A 17,657-nucleotide genomic window follows, 5' to 3' on the forward strand; every position below is an offset into this window, starting at 1 on the left:
ACGAAGTGCATAAAAGAAACGCTCGTTTACTGCTGTCAGTCCATTTAAGAGAAAATAGCGATTGCTATCGTATGCATTATGCAAAAAAGCCAGGATTATTGAAAGTTATTCGGTAAACTTTCGAGGAATCCTGGCTTTTTTCTAACTGAAAAAATCGTTCTGCTGAAAAGCACACCTAATAAATGGTATAATCTAGCTATCAATACGAGAAATGAGGGAGACGTTTTGGATAAAAAAGAAGAACAGTTATTGATTGATCTGACTTCAGCCAAAGGAGTACCAGGCAATGAAGAAGAAGTGAGACAAGTCTATAAAAAGTATGCAAAAGACTTTGCGGAAGATATTTTTTATGATGGTTTAGGTAGTATTATCGCCAAACATGGTTCTGGTGGTGGACCTAAGATTTTTATTTCCGGTCATATGGATGAAGTGGGATTTATGGTGACTAAGATCACTGATAAAGGTTTTTTGGAATTTCAAACATTAGGTGGTTGGTGGGGACAAGTGATGTTAGCCCAACAAGTGGAAATCAAAACGCAAGATGGGAAAGTGATCCATGGCGTGATTGGTTCGAAACCGCCACATGTTTTAACCCCACAAGTAAGAAATAAACCGTATGATATCAAGGATATGTTTATTGATATTGGAGCGACAAGCGATAAAGAAGCAAAAGAATGGGGTATTCGCCCTGGCGATATGGTAACCCCATATATTGAGTATAAACGGTTGAATGGCGGTAAATTTTTACTAGCTAAGGCTTGGGACAATCGCATCGGTACAGCTGTTTCATTACGAGTTCTTGAGAATTTAGCAAAAGAAGGACATCCCAATGTTTTATTCGCAGGGAGCGATGTGCAAGAAGAAGTTGGCCTTAGAGGGGCACGCACAAGTACACACTTAGTGAATCCAGATATCGCCTTTGCTTTAGATACAGGAACAGCTGGAGATACACCGGGGATGACGCCAAAAGAAGCGGATTCGATTTTGGGTAAAGGTCCACAAATCTTGATTTTTGATGCTTCAATGATTCCACATAAAAAACTGTTGAATTTTGTGATTGATGTGGCGGAAGAAATGGATATACCATTCCAATACACCGTCATTACTGGTGGTGGGACAGACGCAGGACAGATGCATTTGACAAGAGATGGGGTACCGTCTGTGGCGATTACTGTTCCGGTGCGGTATTTGCATTCACATACTTCAGTGATCCATGAAGATGATTATTTGAATACTGTGAAATTAGTGACGGAATTAGTGAAGCGATTAGACCACAAAACAGTTGAAAAGATTAGGAGTTATGATTAATGGAAACAAAGTTATCACTTTCAGATTATCGCAAAAAAGCTCGAGCTAGCCTTGCGCAACAATGGGGAATCAATGCTTGGCTAGTCTTTCTTTCGATGTTTGTTGCGGGTTTGATTCAAATGTTTTTTGAGGGATTTTTTTTCGTAGATAGCACGCAACAACAAATAGTTAGCTTTTTACTAGAGAATTTCCTTTTATTTGCTTTTTCATATGCCTTATATTACATTGCGCTAGTAGTCGTTCGTGGCGGCAGAGCAAAAAGTAATTTATTGTTTGCCGTCTTTCAAAAAAAATATTTTGGACCTATTTTAGTGATTAATTTGATCAATGTTGTGATCAATTGGATCATTAATGCCCTTGTTTTATTACCAGGTTTTTTGATTGGTGGTGTCAATACTTATACACAATTACTATTTAATTCAAACACAATTTCAACAGATGTGTTATCAGGGAATGCTTTGGACATTAGTTACGTTTTGACCACCCTGCTCATGACCTTTGTTTCTCTTTTGTTGATGAGTATTGTGGGCGGATTGTTTCAATTTGCGGCTTGGACTAAATTTGATTACCCAGAACTTTCAATCATCCAGTGTTTGCAATACGCGTGGTATTTATTAAAAGATCGTTTAGGTACTTATATCCTATTACAACTTTCATTTATCGGGTGGTACCTTGTTGGAGCCCTAGCCTTGTTCTTTGGTTTATTGTGGGTTATCGCCTATGTCAATGTGACCATTGCAGGTTTTTACGAGCAAGCAAGACTTGAAAAAGAACCCCCAGCTACTTATTTTTCATAAAATATGAGAGAGGTTTCACAGAAAAAACAGGATTCTATTACATTGATTCTGAAAGGAGAACGATCATGAAATTAACTGTATTAGGTTGCTTAGGCGCCTATCCATATAAAAATCAAGGAACGACTAGCTATTTATTGCAGTCAGCTGGCTTTAACCTACTGATCGATGCTGGTAGCGCCACCTTGATAAAATTACAAGAGCATCTTGAACCGTTAGAACTTGATGCGGTTATCTTGAGCCATTACCATCATGATCACATCGCTGATCTAGGTGTATTGCAATATTATTGGCAACTACATCCTGAAAAAGAACCAGGAGCTATCTTGCCAATCTATGGACATACTAAAGACACTTTTCATTTTGATGAGTTAACAATGCCGAACGTGTCAGAAGGACGTGGCTATTTTGAGGCAGAAGAATTGAAAGTAGGTCCTTTTTTAATCACGTTTATGGAAACCATCCATCCAGTGGTGTGCTATGCCATGCGGATCGTCGAAGAAGCGACTGGCAAAGTCTTTGTTTTTACAGGTGATTCCGGCTATTTGGAAAGTTTTGTAGAATTTGCTGAAAATGCAGACTTATTTCTAGCAGATACTTATCTGTTTGCTGGTAATGAACGACACAAAGCGCACTTTACGTCAAAAGAAGCGGGGGAACTTGCGAAAGCAGCAAAAGTCAAAAAGCTAGTATTGACCCATTTACCTCAATTTGGGGATCTTACACAATTACAGAACGAAGCGCAACAAGCTGCGGGTGATACAGTAGAAGTAGCACTAGCAAAAGTCGATAAAGTATTTGATATCTAGGAGGAAGACAATGATTTTTGTACCGAATGACAAGCATGATCCACGTATCAATCTAGCAATTGAACAATTTTTACTCCAAGAAATGCCTGTTGATGAACCGATTTTATTGTTTTATATCAATGAACCATCTATCATTATTGGGCGTAATCAAAACACGATCGAAGAAATCAATCGAGATTACGTTGAACAACAGGGCATCCATGTCGTTCGTCGTTTAAGTGGCGGTGGAGCCGTCTATCACGACTTTGGAAATTTAAACTTTAGTTTTATCATGCCTGATGATGGCGATTCTTTCCGTGATTTTGCTAAAGTTACTAAGCCAATTATTCAAGCTCTTCACGAATTAGGGGTATCTGGAGCAGAGTTAAAAGGCCGAAATGATTTAGTGATTGATGGTATGAAATTCTCTGGTAATGCAATGTATGCAACGAATGGTCGAATGTTTGCCCATGGAACTATCATGTTTGATTCTGACATCAATGAAGTGGTCAATGCGTTAAAAGTAAAAAAAGATAAAATCGAGTCCAAAGGGATCAAATCGATTCGTTCTCGTGTGACCAATATCAAACCATTTTTACCTAAAGAAAAACAAGAGATGTTAACAGAAGAATTTCGTGATGAAATTCTATTAAAAATATTTGGAGTAGCAACGCTGGCAGAGGTTAATACGTATCAGCTAACAGACAAAGACTGGATCAAAATCAACGAAATCTCTGATCGCTATTATCGTAATTGGGATTGGAATTATGGGAAATCACCTGATTTTAACTTTTCGAGACAAAAGCGGTATCCGATTGGTTCGATCGAAGTCCATCTGAATGTGTCACATGGTTTGATTGATGATGTGAAAATATTTGGTGACTTCTTTGGGTTAGGAGAGATAAAGGACGTCGAAGAGAAACTGATTGGACAAAGATATGATAAATCAGTTTTAAGTGATGTAGTAAAAACGATTGATATCAAAAAGTATTTTGGTGCGATCGAAGCTGAAGATTTTCTTGCTCTTTTATATTGATCGAATGTTAGTCATTAGTCAAAAACAGGGAACACCAATGATTGGTGTTCCCTGTTTTTTATCTTTTTTTGAGAAAGAGAACGAATATTATTTTGTCCGCTCAAACCTTCATTCAATGAATCAATTTTCCAATCTGCCAAAGACATTATATGCTTTTCTTGGGATTTGTTTTAGTCAATTGGATGATTAAACGATCTACCTGACTATCTTTTTCCTGAGTCAACGTTCCTGCATAACGTTCCGCCACATCTTGGATTATTTTTAAATCAAACTGTTCTTGTTCAGCAAAGTTTTCTGTAATTCCTTGTGAAAAGAGATTCGTTTCATAGTTTGCGCTATGTTCACAACGAATCAATAGTTGATTTTCTTTTTCCTGCATCGATAAATAAATTTTTCGATGCATTGGATCTTCAATGGCATGTGTTTCTCTAAAAGAATGTTCTAAGACATGAATCAGTATTTGGGTCAAGTCATCATCATTGACGGTCAATACTTCTGGTAGTTCGGCTTGAAACTTCACTTTGATATTTCGCTTTGATGCAATCTCTTGATAACGAGCTAAAATAAGATTAGTGAGTTGGTGAGAGGAGTAAGAGAAAATAAATTCAAAATTTCGAGCATTAGTTAAGATAGTTTGCACATAATTTTGTACTTCATCGGTTTCTTCTTCCTTGACCAAGTGTTCTAAGTTTTCCATAGTTTGGATAAACTCAGTTCTTAATGTACTGATTTCTTGAATGTGATCACGTAGCTGATCATAATGCTGTTCAAGTAAATCCGATTTTGTTTTCAAGAAATTAACAGTTCGCTGATGCTTATCAAAGCTGATGATGTACTCGATAATATTATAACAAATGATAATAATCAGAATAATCATAAATAGAATAGTAGACCAATTAATATTTGCATTATAAATACCTAATGATGGTTGGATATAAAGCATACAATGGAAAATGGCAATCAGCACAATCCACGGTGTACAAGCAATGAAAAAACGATTATTCCGATAGGCTTCCCCAACACAGACAAGCGAAGTAACTAATGTACTGATTACACTAACCGCATTAACAATGGGCATTAGTTCAGTTAATTCTCCTACTGTCATCAATGAATAAATAAGGACACCTATTTGGATGGAGACTTGCAGAAAACAAAAGAGACCATATATTTTTTGATAATGTTTCATTCGGGATAAATAATACAATACCAGAAATACTGAAGTTAAAATAGTAAATGTATCAGATAAAATCGAATGGACGATTGGTTCAAAAAGGATGCCGCTTAATATATCTTCAGAGATTGATTCAAACCCTAAGACTAACGCAAAACAACTGAGAATGATCAATGAAATATCTAGTGTCTTTTTTTTGTAAAGCTTAAAAATGGCGTACACCAATATCCCAATTCCTAAAAAGATGGCAATGATCATGGTAACTACTTGAGGAACAGATTGGGAAAAAATAAAGCTGATGATTGGTCCCGTATTTCCAACATAAACTTTTGGTGGAATACCCGAATAGTTTTCATATGGTGAAGTAACTTCGATTTTTAAGTGTTCACCAGCATAATGTGTAGGCAGATCAATAACTGCCAAAGATAAACCAGGATGAAGTTGGTCTTGTTCATTTGTTCGATCATATAAAAGTTGATCATTTAAATAAACTTTTATCCATTGGTTGTTTCCCCGAATCACTAAATTCGAATCATCCATCTCTTCTTTTAATATAGTTTCCATCACAAAAGTTTCATTTCTTTCAACTGTTGGAAGGTAACTAATATAATGACTATCAAAACGAAAATCAGGTTCATTTTTTAAGTAAAATTCCCATGAATTTTTTATTTCTTTGACCTTTCCACTATCAGAAGGAGTAAAAATATAATAAAAGAAATATACTGTTATCATTAAAAATAACGTTGATAATAGAATAGTGAAAAACCATTTTATCTTTAATGAGTTCGCTTTTTTAAAATATTCAATGTTATTAAAAAAGTTCATAATGTGTCCTTTCTAAAAGTAACATTTTTTTTAGGGTAAACGTTTTTTGTTTTCTAGTCAATCATAAACCTGCATAAAGTTAGATAACCAGAGTTATTTTTTTAGATTTTTTTTAAAATTCTTTCAATTCGTTGTAGAAGAAATAGAGTTAAAATTGATAAAATTAAATCGTTATTATATGATGGGAAAGAAGAAATGAGTAAAGGGAGTGGAAACTAGTGCCATTTTATAAAAAAATAACCTATATTAGTTCAATTACACTGATTGTTATTTTAGCGATCATTTTGAGCATTATTTTACTTCCTAAAATAGCTGGTCTATCAACCCATATTATTGAAGATCGTGGTATGAGTCCTTACTATAGCCAAGGAAGTTTGATCTATGTACGTCCGAAGAAACCAGAAGAATTGTTGGTTGGTGACGTGATTACGTACTATGAAAACTCAGGAGAGCAAATAACCACCCGACGAGTGATCGCAGTGGAAAAAGACCATCAAGACTTTTATACTAAAGCAGATAGTTCTACGCAGACCGAATCCGGTGTAGTGGGGAGAAGATACATCATTGGAACGCCCATTTTTCAGATTCCCTATATTGGCATTCTTTTATCAAAGTCAGCATTTACTTGGATGCGCTGGCTATTTTTTACCATCGCCTTTTGTTTGACCGGTATTACAGCTTGGAACATGTTAGATGAATTTGAAAAAAAGAAAAGTTTCAATCGGTTTTTTACTCATAGCCAACGAAAAGGAAAGTGAGTGTAAATTTGTTTGCAACTTGTGGATTTGTCAGGTTCTTCGTATAATAATTTGGAAGAGGAGGCAGATTATGCGTAATGAAATGATGCATCGTCCGGTAGTAAAAGAAGAGTTAGTTGATTTTATGCGGACAAAACAGAAAAAACTGTCTGGAGAGCTTGGTTTGATTGAAGAAGAAGCCCATTTAGCGGAAGTACCGATCATTCCCCATGAAACAGTCGTATTCATGCAGTTTTTATTAGGGCAATTAAAACCAAAGAATGTTTTAGAAATTGGTGCAGCTATTGGTTTTTCTTCTAGTTTGATGGCTCAATTAATCAGTGAAAAAGGTCACGTCACGACGATCGATCGTTTTGATGTTATGATCAAAAAGGCCAAGGCAACTTATGAAAGACTTGGCTTAACCGAAAAAGTTACTTTACTAGAAGGGCAAGCGGCTGATATTTTACCAGAACTAACTGGGCCTTATGATTTTATTTTTATGGACAGTGCCAAATCGAAATATATTGAGTTTTTACCAGAATGTTTACGTCTGCTAAAAAAAGGTGGCGTATTGATGGTTGATGATATTTTTCAAGGCGGAACGATTTTATTGCCTGATGAAGAGATTCCTAGAGGCAAACGTGCCATTCATCGTAAATTAAATGAATTTTTACAGGTCGTCATGACCCATCCAGACTTGACTTCCACATTAGTGCCGCTAGGTGATGGTGTGATCTTGATAACTAAAGAAAAAGAGCAAATTCATCTACCTTAAGAGTATTTACCTTGTTACGACAAAAAGCTTGCTTTTTGTCGGACACTAGGTAAAAGAGGAACGCTTTCTATTGAGCAATCTTTTTTATTGATAAAATAACTATTTCATATTGACAGAACCAAAATGATTCTATATAATTATTTTTGTTCCGAAAAAGCTGTCATAGTAGCTCAGCTGGATAGAGCATCCGCCTTCTAAGCGGACGGTCGGGGGTTCGAATCCCTCCTGTGACGTAAAAAAAACCAAAACCGGTAGAAACGAAAGTTTCTACCGGTTTTTCTTTGTTCTGGTAGTTGGACCAAATGGGTACGTAGCAAGTATTCTTATGATACGCAGTCTAATCAGGTAGGACCTAGGTATGTGTTAAAAAAGAATATATTGGATGTTTTTCTAAGTAAAAGGAGTAGGTAAAATTTTTACTCTACAAATTCATACATTCGTGTATTTTAACTTCGTTTAAGCAGAAATCAGTCCATCCTCTATAGGTGGATGATGTTTGGTATCAGGGGATCCAAGGCTTTTTTAATCGCTACAAGTGTGTTTGTTTTTTTATTTTTGAACGGTTCGGCTATACTTATTCTAAGCCGATAAGCAGAAATGAATAGGGGGAGAAAATATGTCAATTATTTCACAAATTATCATTACATTAGTTGCAATTGAATTTTTTTATATCATGTATTTAGAAACCTTTGCTACAACTTCTAAAGCAACTGGCAGAGTATTTAAAATGAGTCAAAAAGAATTAAGTAATTCGTCGGTACAAACGTTATTTAAAAATCAAGGTGTTTATAATGGATTGTTAGGTATTGGTTTATTTTATGCCATTTATATTTCGTCTGCACCAAAAGAAATGGCAAGTTTGTTATTGATTTATATTGTACTGGTCGCAGCTTACGGTAGTATCACTAGTGACAAACTAATTATTTTGAAACAAGGTGGTCTGGCAATCATTGGATTACTGACTCTTTTGATTTGAGTTAATCTTATTTTATAAAAATTTTCATGAAAACGCCTATAACTTTGTGAAAAAGCTGACATGAGTTAGAAAAATATGCTATTCTAGTAGTTGCGTGTTTCATAAAATTTTTATAAAAAAGGAGTCTCTAGGTTGTTCAAAAAGTATATTTTTTTACTAAATGAAGAATTTGACGGATATGATCGTCAAAAATTCCAAAAAGATTTATTAGCTGGTATTACTGTAGCTGCAGTAGCTTTACCTTTAGCGTTGGCGTTTGGCGTGTCCAGTGGTGCAAATGCTGCGGCAGGATTAATTACAGCGGTTATTGCTGGACTTATTATTGGTGGCTTGTCAGGTGGTTTTTATCAAATTTCAGGACCAACAGGCGCAATGGCTGCGATCTTGATGTCGATTGCAGCTACTCAAGGGATGTCTGGGGTGTTACTGGCGACATTTTTAGCAGGACTATTATTGCTAGTGGCAGGCATTTTTAGATTAGGAACATTGACCTCTTTTATTCCAGCTCCAGTGATTACTGGATTTACTTCGGGAATTGCTATTATCATTGCCTTGGGTCAAGTGGATAACTTGTTTGGTGTCCATTCAGAAGGTGCAAATGTGATTGAGAAGTTTCTCAGCTATCAGACCTTTGGCTTTTCGATAAATTTTTCCTCCTTTATTATGGGATTATTAGTGATCATCGGAATGATTATCTACCCCAAAAAATGGGCTCAAACTATACCAAGTTCTTTGATGGCAATTATTCTTGCAACGGTTGCGATGTTCTTGTTTCACTTGCCGATAGCAACCGTGGGAAAAATCCCACAGACGTTGATCAGTAGCGATCGCTTAACGTTTGCAGCCTTTCATCTTGATTCTTTAAAAGAAGTGATGGTGCCAGCGATTAGCATTGCCTTGCTTGGCATGGTGGAAAGTTTGCTCTGTGGTGCTTCTGCGGGACGAATGGCAAACAAACCATTGGACAGCAACCAAGAACTTGTTGCGCAAGGAATCGGAAATCTAGTTTTACCATTTTTTGGAGGCATTCCAGCGACAGCTGCGATTGCCCGAACAAGTGTGGCAATTAAATCAGGGGCACAGACTCGTTTAGCTGGTATCATTCATGCTTTGGTTTTGTTTTTATCTATGATTATTTTTGCACCAATTATGTCAAACATTCCTATGCCAGCTTTGGCAGGAGTGTTGATTGTTACTGCTTGGCGCATGAATGAATGGGAAACGATCAACGTCTTGTTCACTAAGAGATATTGGTCTGGCATCTTATTATTTTTGATTACTATGGGATGTACTGTGATTTTTGACTTAAGTATTGCGATCGTCATCGGTATTATCGGTGGCTGTATTTTCTTTGTGATCAAAAGTGCGGCAATCACGATCTCGGTTGAAACAATCGATTGGGAACGAATGGATTTGCCAGAAACGAAAAAATTAGATAATTGGACAGTTGTCTATATTAGCGGACCACTCTTTTTTATGTCTGCTGAAAAATTAAAAAATACATTAGCTGATCTAAATCAAAAAGAGGGGATCATTTTTTCTATGCGTGGTGTTCCAAGTATTGATTTAACTGCCCGAGCTGTTTTTGATGAGTTTCAAGAAAAAGCTGAAATGCGAGAACAAACAATTATTTACACCTCGCTACAACCAGAAGTAGAAAAACAACTACAGCATTTATGGCAAAAAGCTGGCTTTGAGCAACACCAAACAGTAGCGCATGCACTCTCAGCGCTGCATGAACAATATACGTAATCAGTCATGAGCAGGAGAAATGTTTTTGAGAAGCAGGGCAAACAAAGTGTTTTTTGCAGTGTTTAATTAAAATAAGCTATAAAAATTCAAAAATCCCGAAACAGCTTTTTTCTGTTTCGGGATTTTTTACCTATGGAAGCTGTGGCTATTGATTGCTAGGATCTTTCTCGAGATAGTTTGCTAAGGTAAGCCAGTCTTTGCGGATCACGTCAGCTAATGTTCGATTGTAAAAAATAGCTGCAGGATGGAAAAGCGGGAGGATCTGGTAGCTTTTATCACTCCACTCGTAAGCATCTTTTTGTTGATTCAGTTTTAAAATAGGCCCAGTATAAAGCTGACCATGATTTTTAGAGATCGTATAAGCAGAACCTAATAACCGTTGCAAACCGATATTGCCTAATGTAGCAATCAAATGGGGCTCGACATGTTCGATTTCATAATCTAGGATCGGCGCATGAGCGAATACTTCCGCTTTTGTTGGTGTCCGATTCGGATAAACAGTTTCTGCTTGCTGAGTTCGTTTATTGAGTCGTTGGACTGTCCGATAAGGTCGACTTCTGACTGCACTAGTAATATAAACATCTTCTCTTGTCAAACCAGCTAGAGCAAGAGTTTGCATTAGTTCTTTGCCTGCTTGTCCGCTAAAAGGAATATGATTATCGATTTCTGTTTTGCCAGGAGCTTCACCTACCAGCATGAGTTTTGGGTGGAGTGGGCCTTGACCAGCAACGAAACCTTCTACCGCACGACCTTGCATACGAATCGTTGCTTCTTGAACCAATTCATCAGGATAGATCATTCGTTTACCTCCTTCGTCTTCACTAACATTATAATGAGCAAAAGTGAAAATTGCGATTGATTGACTTAAGAAAAGTTCTAGAATCTAGAGTTGACGAATGCGCTAGTTTCTGGTAATCTAGTACTGTTGTAATTGTGGACTCCACAGCTACAACCGCACAGAACGAGTTTGTAAGTACAGGTAACTGTCACTCTGGATGGCGAGTCTAAGTCTATTATAAGGAGGTGCTTTATAGCATGTACGCAATTATTAAAACTGGTGGTAAACAAGTAAAAGTTGAAGTTGGACAAGCAATCTACGTTGAAAAACTTGACGTTGAAGCAGGTGAAAAAGTTGTTTTTGACGAAGTTATCTTAGTAGGTGGCGAAACTACAAAAGTAGGCGCTCCAATTATTTCTGGTGCAACTGTTGAAGGTACTGTTGAAAAACACGGCAAACAAAAGAAAGTCGTTACTTTCAAATACAAACCTAAAAAACATTCACACCGTAAACAAGGTCACCGTCAACCATACACAAAAGTGGTTATCGACGCGATCAACGCTTAATTAGCGCTTGAGAAAGAAGGCCTGAATAATGATCAAAGGAACATTTAAACGTAATGACGCTGGTCAAATCGTTTCATTTACTTTGACAGGGCATGCTGATGCTGGTCCTTATGGGAGTGATATCGTCTGTGCAGGAGTTTCTGCATTAGCGATCAGTACTGTCAATGGGATTGCCTCATTAGCTGGTTTTGAACCAATTGTCGAAATGAATGAAGAAGAGGGCGGTTATTTATATACCGAAGTCACTTCAGGATTGACACAAGAGCAAAACAATATTGCCGAGATTCTATTAGAAAATCTCTTGTTGGGATTACAATCGATAGAAGCTGAAAATTCAGAATATATCCAAATTAAAACAATTAATGATAAATAGGAGGTGCAGACCATGTTGTTATCAATGAATCTACAATTCTTTGCCCACAAAAAAGGTGGCGGTTCTACATCTAACGGACGCGACTCAGAATCAAAACGTCTAGGTGCTAAACGCGCTGACGGACAAACAGTTACAGGTGGATCAATTCTTTACCGTCAACGCGGTACAAAAATTTATCCAGGTGTGAACGTGGGTATTGGTGGAGACGACACTTTATTTGCTAAAGTTGACGGAGTAGTACGTTTCGAACGTAAAGGCCGCGACAAAAAACAAGTGTCTGTTTATCCAGTAGCTCAAGAAGCTTAATGAACAGTTTGCTCTATCCCTTATTACGTAAAGGATAGAGCTTTTTTTATGACTTTTAATGAAAACGGTTGACAAAAAAGGTGCTTAAACATAAGAATCAATACCATTCTTTATTTTTTTATTCAAAATCCTGTGCTTATCATTAGTTAAAATGGAAATTACATATTAAAAAACGAACGTCATTCTAAATGATCGGTTTGAAAAAAATAAAAAACGTTTCTCATTTGAAGTATAACAACATATGATTAGAAAAAATCACTACTATTTGTGAATGTTGTATTGTATACTGGGATTTAAGAAGGAGTGATGAATGAAAAAATGAATTTAAATAACGTTTCAAAGCGTTTGTACAAATGGGACAATTTAAAGGCTTTATTAATTTTCCTGGTTGTAGTAGGTCATTTAATTGATCGGGCGAATCAAAAGAGCGACTTGTTAATGAAAATTAACTATTGGATATATATGTTTCATATGCCAGCATTCATCTTTGTTTCTGGTCTATTCAGCAAGAATACAATTCGCAACAAAGATTTCCGAAAAAGTTTTAGATATCTCAAATGGTTTTTCATTTTAAAAATTATATTTTTGATTAGCACTTTTCTCTCTTCAGGTTCTTTAAGCTTTTCCTTTTTAACAGAAAGCGGACTGCCATGGTACTGTTTTGCTATTTTTGCTTTTCAATTAATCAGCATGGTTATTGATGGATATGACAAATACTGGGTGCTAGGCATAGCTGTTGTAATTGGTTGTTTGGCAGGATATGATGCAAATTTGGGAGATTTTCTATGTTCTTCAAGAATCTTAACTTTCTTTCCATTTTTTTATGCTGGATACTTAATTGATTATCAAAAAATGTCAAATTATCTAAACAATTTTAAGATCAAGTTGTGCGCGTTGTTCCTTTTGTCAGGAAGTTTTTTTGTCGTTTATTTTAAGTTATATGGCACCTCACTGACGATGGGATTTTTGACCGGTAGAAATGCTTATGCGAATGTAAGCGAATTAGTAGATCTTTATGGTGGTTTTTTCCGATTTATTTACTATATTGCAGTCTTCCTTATAATCAGTAGTTTGGTTGCTTTGATAAGTAATAAACGACTGTTTATTACGAGTTTTGGAGAATTATCCTTGATCATATATATGTTGCATATACCTATCGTCAGAATAGTGAATGATAAACTTCATTTGGATTTGTTTATTAAAAGTTTTGGTGTACCGCAGAGTATTACGATTCTAATAGTAACTATATGTATTTTCTTTTTGTGCAGAATGGAGTGGGTTCATAAGCCGTTAAACAAAATTCTCTATTTTAATGTTCCTGAAAAAACAGATAATTTGGTAAAAGGAAATGGGTATTTTAAAAGCTTTTTTTATGACCGTACTTTGACCATACTTGATAGTAAAAATGAAGAATAATTAGATGGTATGATGAGCGTATTATTATAGAAGACAAGTGTTTCGGTTATACGATCGGAGTTAATAAAAGTTCACTAGAAAATATTGAATTGGAAGTGATTGTTTATCCGAGCACTCAATAAACAGAATAAATTGAATAAACAATGAACTAAACTCAATGAAAAAAGTTCTCTCTTGTTGATTAAGAGGAGAGCTTTTTTTGTCTGTGTTTCATTACAATAGATAAAATGGTTTATCGGCGCAAGCACTTCGATCCGATCATTTTAAAGAAAAGCTTTAAGTTGAAGGGGACGTTTTTGGATAATTCTAATGAGACAAAGAGTAGCTGATCCAGTCAATACTTCTTTTAATAAGAGATATTTACTGTAAATAGTTGACGAAATGGAATTAAATTTATAGTATTATGTTTTGAAGCCAGTTAATGAAAAAGGGGCGAAACCAAATGGCGAAGCGCATTGATCGAATTTATACGTATGTCAAAGAAAAAACGGCTCATCTAAAACCGATTGAATATGATCAAGGGGTCACAACGAAAGAGATAGCTGAGGTTTTAGGAATCCAACGGACCAATAGTAGTAAAGATTTGAATCAGTTGGTACGTGAAGGAAAATTGTTGAAAACCGATGGACGACCTGTACGTTACATATATCAAAAAAATGTTGCCTATGAACAACCGACCGCCAAACATGTCATAAGCTATAAAGAAGAAAGAGTACCAGTAGAAAAAGCAAGGATTCAGATTGATACGAAAGATATTTTTGCTAAGATCATTGGCGCAAATGGGAGTATGAAAAACTCGGTTGAGCAAGCGAAAGCCGCCATTTTATATCCGCCGAGAGGTCTGAATTGTTTGATCACTGGACCAACTGGATCGGGGAAAACCTACTTTGCACATGCGATGTTTCATTTTGCCAAAGCCAATCACGTCATTAGTGAAGACAACGAGTTGATCGTCTTTAACTGTGCCGACTACGCTAATAACCCGGAATTATTGATGAGTCACTTGTTTGGGTATGTCAAAGGTGCTTTTACTGGAGCAGAAGAGGAAAAAACCGGAATCATTGACCAAGCAGATGGAGGAATGTTGTTCCTAGATGAAATTCACCGGTTACCACCTGAAGGGCAAGAAATGATCTTTTACTTCATGGATCATGGTACCTATAGTCGATTAGGAGAAACAACAAAATCTCATGAAGCAAATGTTCGGATCGTGGGTGCAACAACTGAGGATCCTGGTTCTTCTCTATTAGAGACCTTTGTTCGAAGAATACCGATCAATATCAAGTTGCCATCTTTTGAAAAACGCCCTGCAAATGAAAAAATCGACCTGGTTAAAATTATGATCGCCCATGAAGCCAACCGTATCCAGCGGCAAATTTCGCTAACTGAAGATGTTGTTAAAGCGTTGATCGGTAGTGTAACCTATGGGAACATCGGTCAGTTGAAATCGAATATCCAATTGATTTGCGCTCGTGGTTTTTTAAATCATATCAATTCTCCAGAAATTTCGATTACGATCGATGATTTGACGGAAGGGATTAGAAGTGGATTGATCCAATTAGCAAGTAATCGAGTAGCGATGTCCGAACTATCGAAGCTATTGGAGCCCAAAATTACGGTGTACCCTAACGACACAATCATGAAGATTCAATCTGATTCTTATGAACTACCCTATAATCTTTATGACATTATTGGGGACAAAGCAGCGCTATTAAAGTCTGACGGATTAGATCAAGAAGCCATCAATCATTTTATTTCAACGGATATCAACATCCATTTGAAATCTTTTTACAAGGATCATGGATTCTCATTCAATGCCGATAATAAACTAGCTGAGTTTGTTGATCCTAAAATCATCGAAGTCACCAATCAAATATATATAATGGTAAAAAATGCCTTGCCATATGAGTTTCAGCAAAATTTTATCTACGCAATGAGTCTGCATATCAGTTCTTTTTTAAAAAGAATCAATATCGGTGAAGAGCGCCATACGAATGATAATATACGTGAAATGGCAATTGATTTTCCAGTGGAATATGAAGTAGCGAAAGAAGTTAGAAAGTATATTGAGGAGTATTTCCAAGTAACGATTCCAGATAGCGAAGATTACTATCTCACTGTCTTGCTTGTGTCGCTAAGGGCAAATCAAGCAAGCGGTCGTATTGGGGTAGTCGTGGCAGCTCATGGGAATAGTACAGCAAGCAGCATGGTTCAAGTGGTCCAACAATTATTAGATGCAGACAATGTACGAGCGGTCGATATGCCATTGGATATGGATCCTAAAACGGCGCTTAGTCGGATCGAACGAATGGTGCAAGAGGTAGATGAAGGCAGTGGAACGATCTTATTAGTGGATATGGGTTCGCTTGCTTCATTTAATTCTCAGATTCAGCGAGATACAGGAATTCCTGTGCGGACAGTTGACATGGTGACGACCTCTTTGGTATTAGAGACGGTTCGCAAAGTTTCTGTGTTAGGTACGGATTTAGATATGTTATACGATTCCTTGAAAAATTTCCGTGGTTATGCAGAAATTTCGATGGAAAAAACACCTGAACCGACCGCACTCAGAAAAAAAGCCATCTTAGCTATTTGTGCATCTGGTGAAGGAACCGCACAACGAATCAAAGAATTGATCGAACGTTCTGTAAGTAAACGGCAAGATGTCGAGTTGACTGTTTTGGCACTCTCTGTTTTAGAATTGGAAAAAGAATTGCCTAAATTAATCGAAAATTACCAAGTCATTGCGACTACTGGAATTACAGATCCGCAGATTGCTGCGCCGTTTATTCCATTGGAGCGGTTTATCGATCAAAATATCGAGTTGATTTTAGATCAATTATTACTTGAGGCAGAATTAGATGAAACAGAAGAAGTGCCATTGAGTGAAGAAACTGCAAAACAGACTTGTGTGAAATTTATTGAACAAAATTTTACATTTATCAATGGAACCAAATTGATTGATCCTTTATGGAATTTTAGTGATCAAGTGTCTGAGAAGCTATCGATTGAGAATCATGGATATAGTTTTAAAATCAATTTAGTTTTACACACAGTGGGGATGATTGAACGGATTTTATTAAACGAGCCATTGAATGTTGAATCAGACGAACTGGAAAAAGCGATGGAAGATCCATTGTTTTCGTCTATCCAACAATTGTTATCCCTGTTGGAAAAGACCATCAGATTTGAAACACCTTCATCTGAAGTTTATTATTCATTAAAGCTGATTCGTAATGAATTGGCAAAAAATGAATACACTAAATGAAAAATACACAAAAAAGATACACTGTTATTAGTGTATCTTTTTTGTGTATTGCTTCGAAACGCCTTAAAACCCTTTAGTGTATTGATAAAAAGTTGGCACGGTTCTTGCTTTTATATAAATGTGCCAATAGATGGTTATACACACAGAAAATGAGAGGGGTTTCTGTGAAGTAGTTTAACAAAAGGAGATTTGCTGATGGATATTCGGTTAGCGCGTATAGATGATCGTTTGATCCATGGACAAGTTGCAACGGTCTGGTCAAAATTGACCGGCGTGGAACGCATCATTGTTATTAGTGATTTAGTAGCCCAAGATAAATTGAGAAAGTTTCTTTTAAAAGAAGCTGCTCCACCGGGAATCATCGCAAATGTGATCACGGTGAAAAAAATGATTCAAGTTTATCAAAGCGGTTTACTAGCAACGACGAAAGTGATGCTTTTATTCACTAATCCTCAAGACGTTGAGAAAATTGTCTTAAGTGGTGTACAGCTGGATTCATTGAATATCGGTGGGATGAGTTTTTCTGAGGGGAAGACGATGATCACAAATTTTGTGTCAGTCGACCATAAAGATATTGCATCGTTCCAATTCTTGAATCAGCAAGGTGTAGAATTAGAAATTCGCAAAGTACCCGCAGATAGAAAGATCCTTTTGATGGAATTACTAGCAAAAGCCAAAAAGGCATAATATTGTTGTTGGAAAATGGTCAAATTCATCTGTTGTAATGGTTAGCAATTATTTTAATATTTGATTTGTTACAACAAAAAGAAGTAGGAGGTATAAAT

General features: G+C 36.4%; 16 protein-coding genes, 1 tRNA gene and 1 other annotated feature. Of the genes, 15 read left to right on the forward strand and 2 right to left on the reverse strand.

Translation table 11 applies throughout. The features are described from left to right. The first annotated feature begins 225 nt into the window (after nt 1–225). From IGK21_RS03665 to IGK21_RS03680, 4 genes are all read left to right on the forward strand, one after another. Nucleotides 226–1,308, forward strand: coding sequence for a M42 family metallopeptidase (locus tag IGK21_RS03665; RefSeq protein ID WP_034698780.1), 1,083 nt, complete (start codon nt 226–228; stop codon nt 1,306–1,308). Beyond that, nucleotides 1,308–2,105 (forward strand): DUF975 family protein, encoded by a 798-nt coding sequence (locus tag IGK21_RS03670; RefSeq protein WP_010719817.1) that lies wholly within the window; start codon nt 1,308–1,310, stop codon nt 2,103–2,105. The genes IGK21_RS03665 and IGK21_RS03670 overlap by 1 nt, the downstream gene beginning before the upstream one ends. A gap of 65 nt (nt 2,106–2,170) precedes the next feature. Then, nucleotides 2,171–2,911 carry an MBL fold metallo-hydrolase gene (locus IGK21_RS03675; protein ID WP_010719816.1) on the forward strand — a complete coding sequence of 247 codons (741 nt, stop codon included), beginning with the start codon at nt 2,171–2,173 and terminating at the stop codon, nt 2,909–2,911. 10 nt (nt 2,912–2,921) lie between these two features. Beyond that, nucleotides 2,922–3,926: a lipoate--protein ligase gene (locus tag IGK21_RS03680; RefSeq protein WP_010719815.1), complete on the forward strand. Its 1,005-nt coding sequence runs from the start codon at nt 2,922–2,924 to the stop codon at nt 3,924–3,926. 145 nt (nt 3,927–4,071) lie between these two features. Here IGK21_RS03680 and IGK21_RS03685 read toward each other — a convergent pair whose 3' ends face one another. Continuing rightward, entirely contained in the window at nt 4,072–5,922 is a 1,851-nt protein-coding gene (locus IGK21_RS03685) for a GHKL domain-containing protein (protein WP_034698783.1), read from the reverse strand. A gap of 218 nt (nt 5,923–6,140) precedes the next feature. Here IGK21_RS03685 and IGK21_RS03690 point away from each other — a divergent pair, with 218 nt between their 5' ends. The 5 genes from IGK21_RS03690 to IGK21_RS03710 all read left to right on the forward strand — a co-directional run bounded on the left by IGK21_RS03690 (nt 6,141) and on the right by IGK21_RS03710 (nt 10,165). Beyond that, nucleotides 6,141–6,680: a signal peptidase I gene (locus tag IGK21_RS03690; RefSeq protein WP_010719813.1), complete on the forward strand. Its 540-nt coding sequence runs from the start codon at nt 6,141–6,143 to the stop codon at nt 6,678–6,680. Nucleotides 6,681–6,750: 70 nt separating this feature from the next. Next, nucleotides 6,751–7,437, forward strand: coding sequence for an O-methyltransferase (locus IGK21_RS03695; protein WP_034698785.1), 687 nt, complete (start codon nt 6,751–6,753; stop codon nt 7,435–7,437). A 159-nt stretch (nt 7,438–7,596) separates the two neighbouring features. Beyond that, nucleotides 7,597–7,670: transfer RNA gene (locus tag IGK21_RS03700), tRNA-Arg, on the forward strand. A 383-nt stretch (nt 7,671–8,053) separates the two neighbouring features. After that, entirely contained in the window at nt 8,054–8,413 is a 360-nt protein-coding gene (locus IGK21_RS03705; protein WP_034698788.1) for a DUF1304 domain-containing protein, read from the forward strand. A gap of 132 nt (nt 8,414–8,545) precedes the next feature. Beyond that, complete coding sequence (locus tag IGK21_RS03710; protein WP_034698791.1) at nt 8,546–10,165, forward strand: SulP family inorganic anion transporter; 1,620 nt, start codon at nt 8,546–8,548, stop codon at nt 10,163–10,165. A gap of 145 nt (nt 10,166–10,310) precedes the next feature. Here IGK21_RS03710 and IGK21_RS03715 read toward each other — a convergent pair whose 3' ends face one another. Then, nucleotides 10,311–10,964 (reverse strand): uracil-DNA glycosylase, encoded by a 654-nt coding sequence (locus tag IGK21_RS03715; protein WP_010719809.1) that lies wholly within the window; start codon nt 10,962–10,964, stop codon nt 10,311–10,313. Between the two features lie 141 nt (nt 10,965–11,105). Further along, nucleotides 11,106–11,181 (forward strand) — a sequence feature (ribosomal protein L21 leader region). Nucleotides 11,182–11,200: 19 nt separating this feature from the next. On the opposite strand from IGK21_RS03715, the gene rplU reads away from it, so the two are divergent. The 6 genes from rplU to IGK21_RS03745 all read left to right on the forward strand — a co-directional run bounded on the left by rplU (nt 11,201) and on the right by IGK21_RS03745 (nt 17,559). Beyond that, the gene (gene rplU, locus IGK21_RS03720) at nt 11,201–11,509 is read left to right on the forward strand and encodes a 50S ribosomal protein L21 (protein ID WP_010719808.1); all 309 of its coding nucleotides are present in this window, start codon (nt 11,201–11,203) and stop codon (nt 11,507–11,509) included. Between the two features lie 28 nt (nt 11,510–11,537). Further along, a complete protein-coding gene (locus IGK21_RS03725) occupies nt 11,538–11,882 on the forward strand; it encodes a ribosomal-processing cysteine protease Prp (RefSeq protein ID WP_010719807.1) in 345 nt (114 codons plus the stop codon). Nucleotides 11,883–11,894: 12 nt separating this feature from the next. Next, the gene (rpmA, locus tag IGK21_RS03730; protein ID WP_010719806.1) at nt 11,895–12,188 is read left to right on the forward strand and encodes a 50S ribosomal protein L27; all 294 of its coding nucleotides are present in this window, start codon (nt 11,895–11,897) and stop codon (nt 12,186–12,188) included. 306 nt (nt 12,189–12,494) lie between these two features. Further along, a complete protein-coding gene (locus tag IGK21_RS03735) occupies nt 12,495–13,604 on the forward strand; it encodes an acyltransferase family protein (RefSeq protein WP_034698793.1) in 1,110 nt (369 codons plus the stop codon). A 442-nt stretch (nt 13,605–14,046) separates the two neighbouring features. Next, a complete protein-coding gene (locus tag IGK21_RS03740; RefSeq protein WP_034698796.1) occupies nt 14,047–16,872 on the forward strand; it encodes a sigma 54-interacting transcriptional regulator in 2,826 nt (941 codons plus the stop codon). Nucleotides 16,873–17,067: 195 nt separating this feature from the next. Next, nucleotides 17,068–17,559: a mannose/fructose/sorbose PTS transporter subunit IIB gene (locus IGK21_RS03745; protein ID WP_010719803.1), complete on the forward strand. Its 492-nt coding sequence runs from the start codon at nt 17,068–17,070 to the stop codon at nt 17,557–17,559. Nucleotides 17,560–17,657 lie beyond the last annotated feature (98 nt).

Source organism: Enterococcus sp. DIV1421a (assembly GCF_051711025.1).
Taxonomy (GTDB): domain Bacteria; phylum Bacillota; class Bacilli; order Lactobacillales; family Enterococcaceae; genus Enterococcus_B; species Enterococcus_B hirae.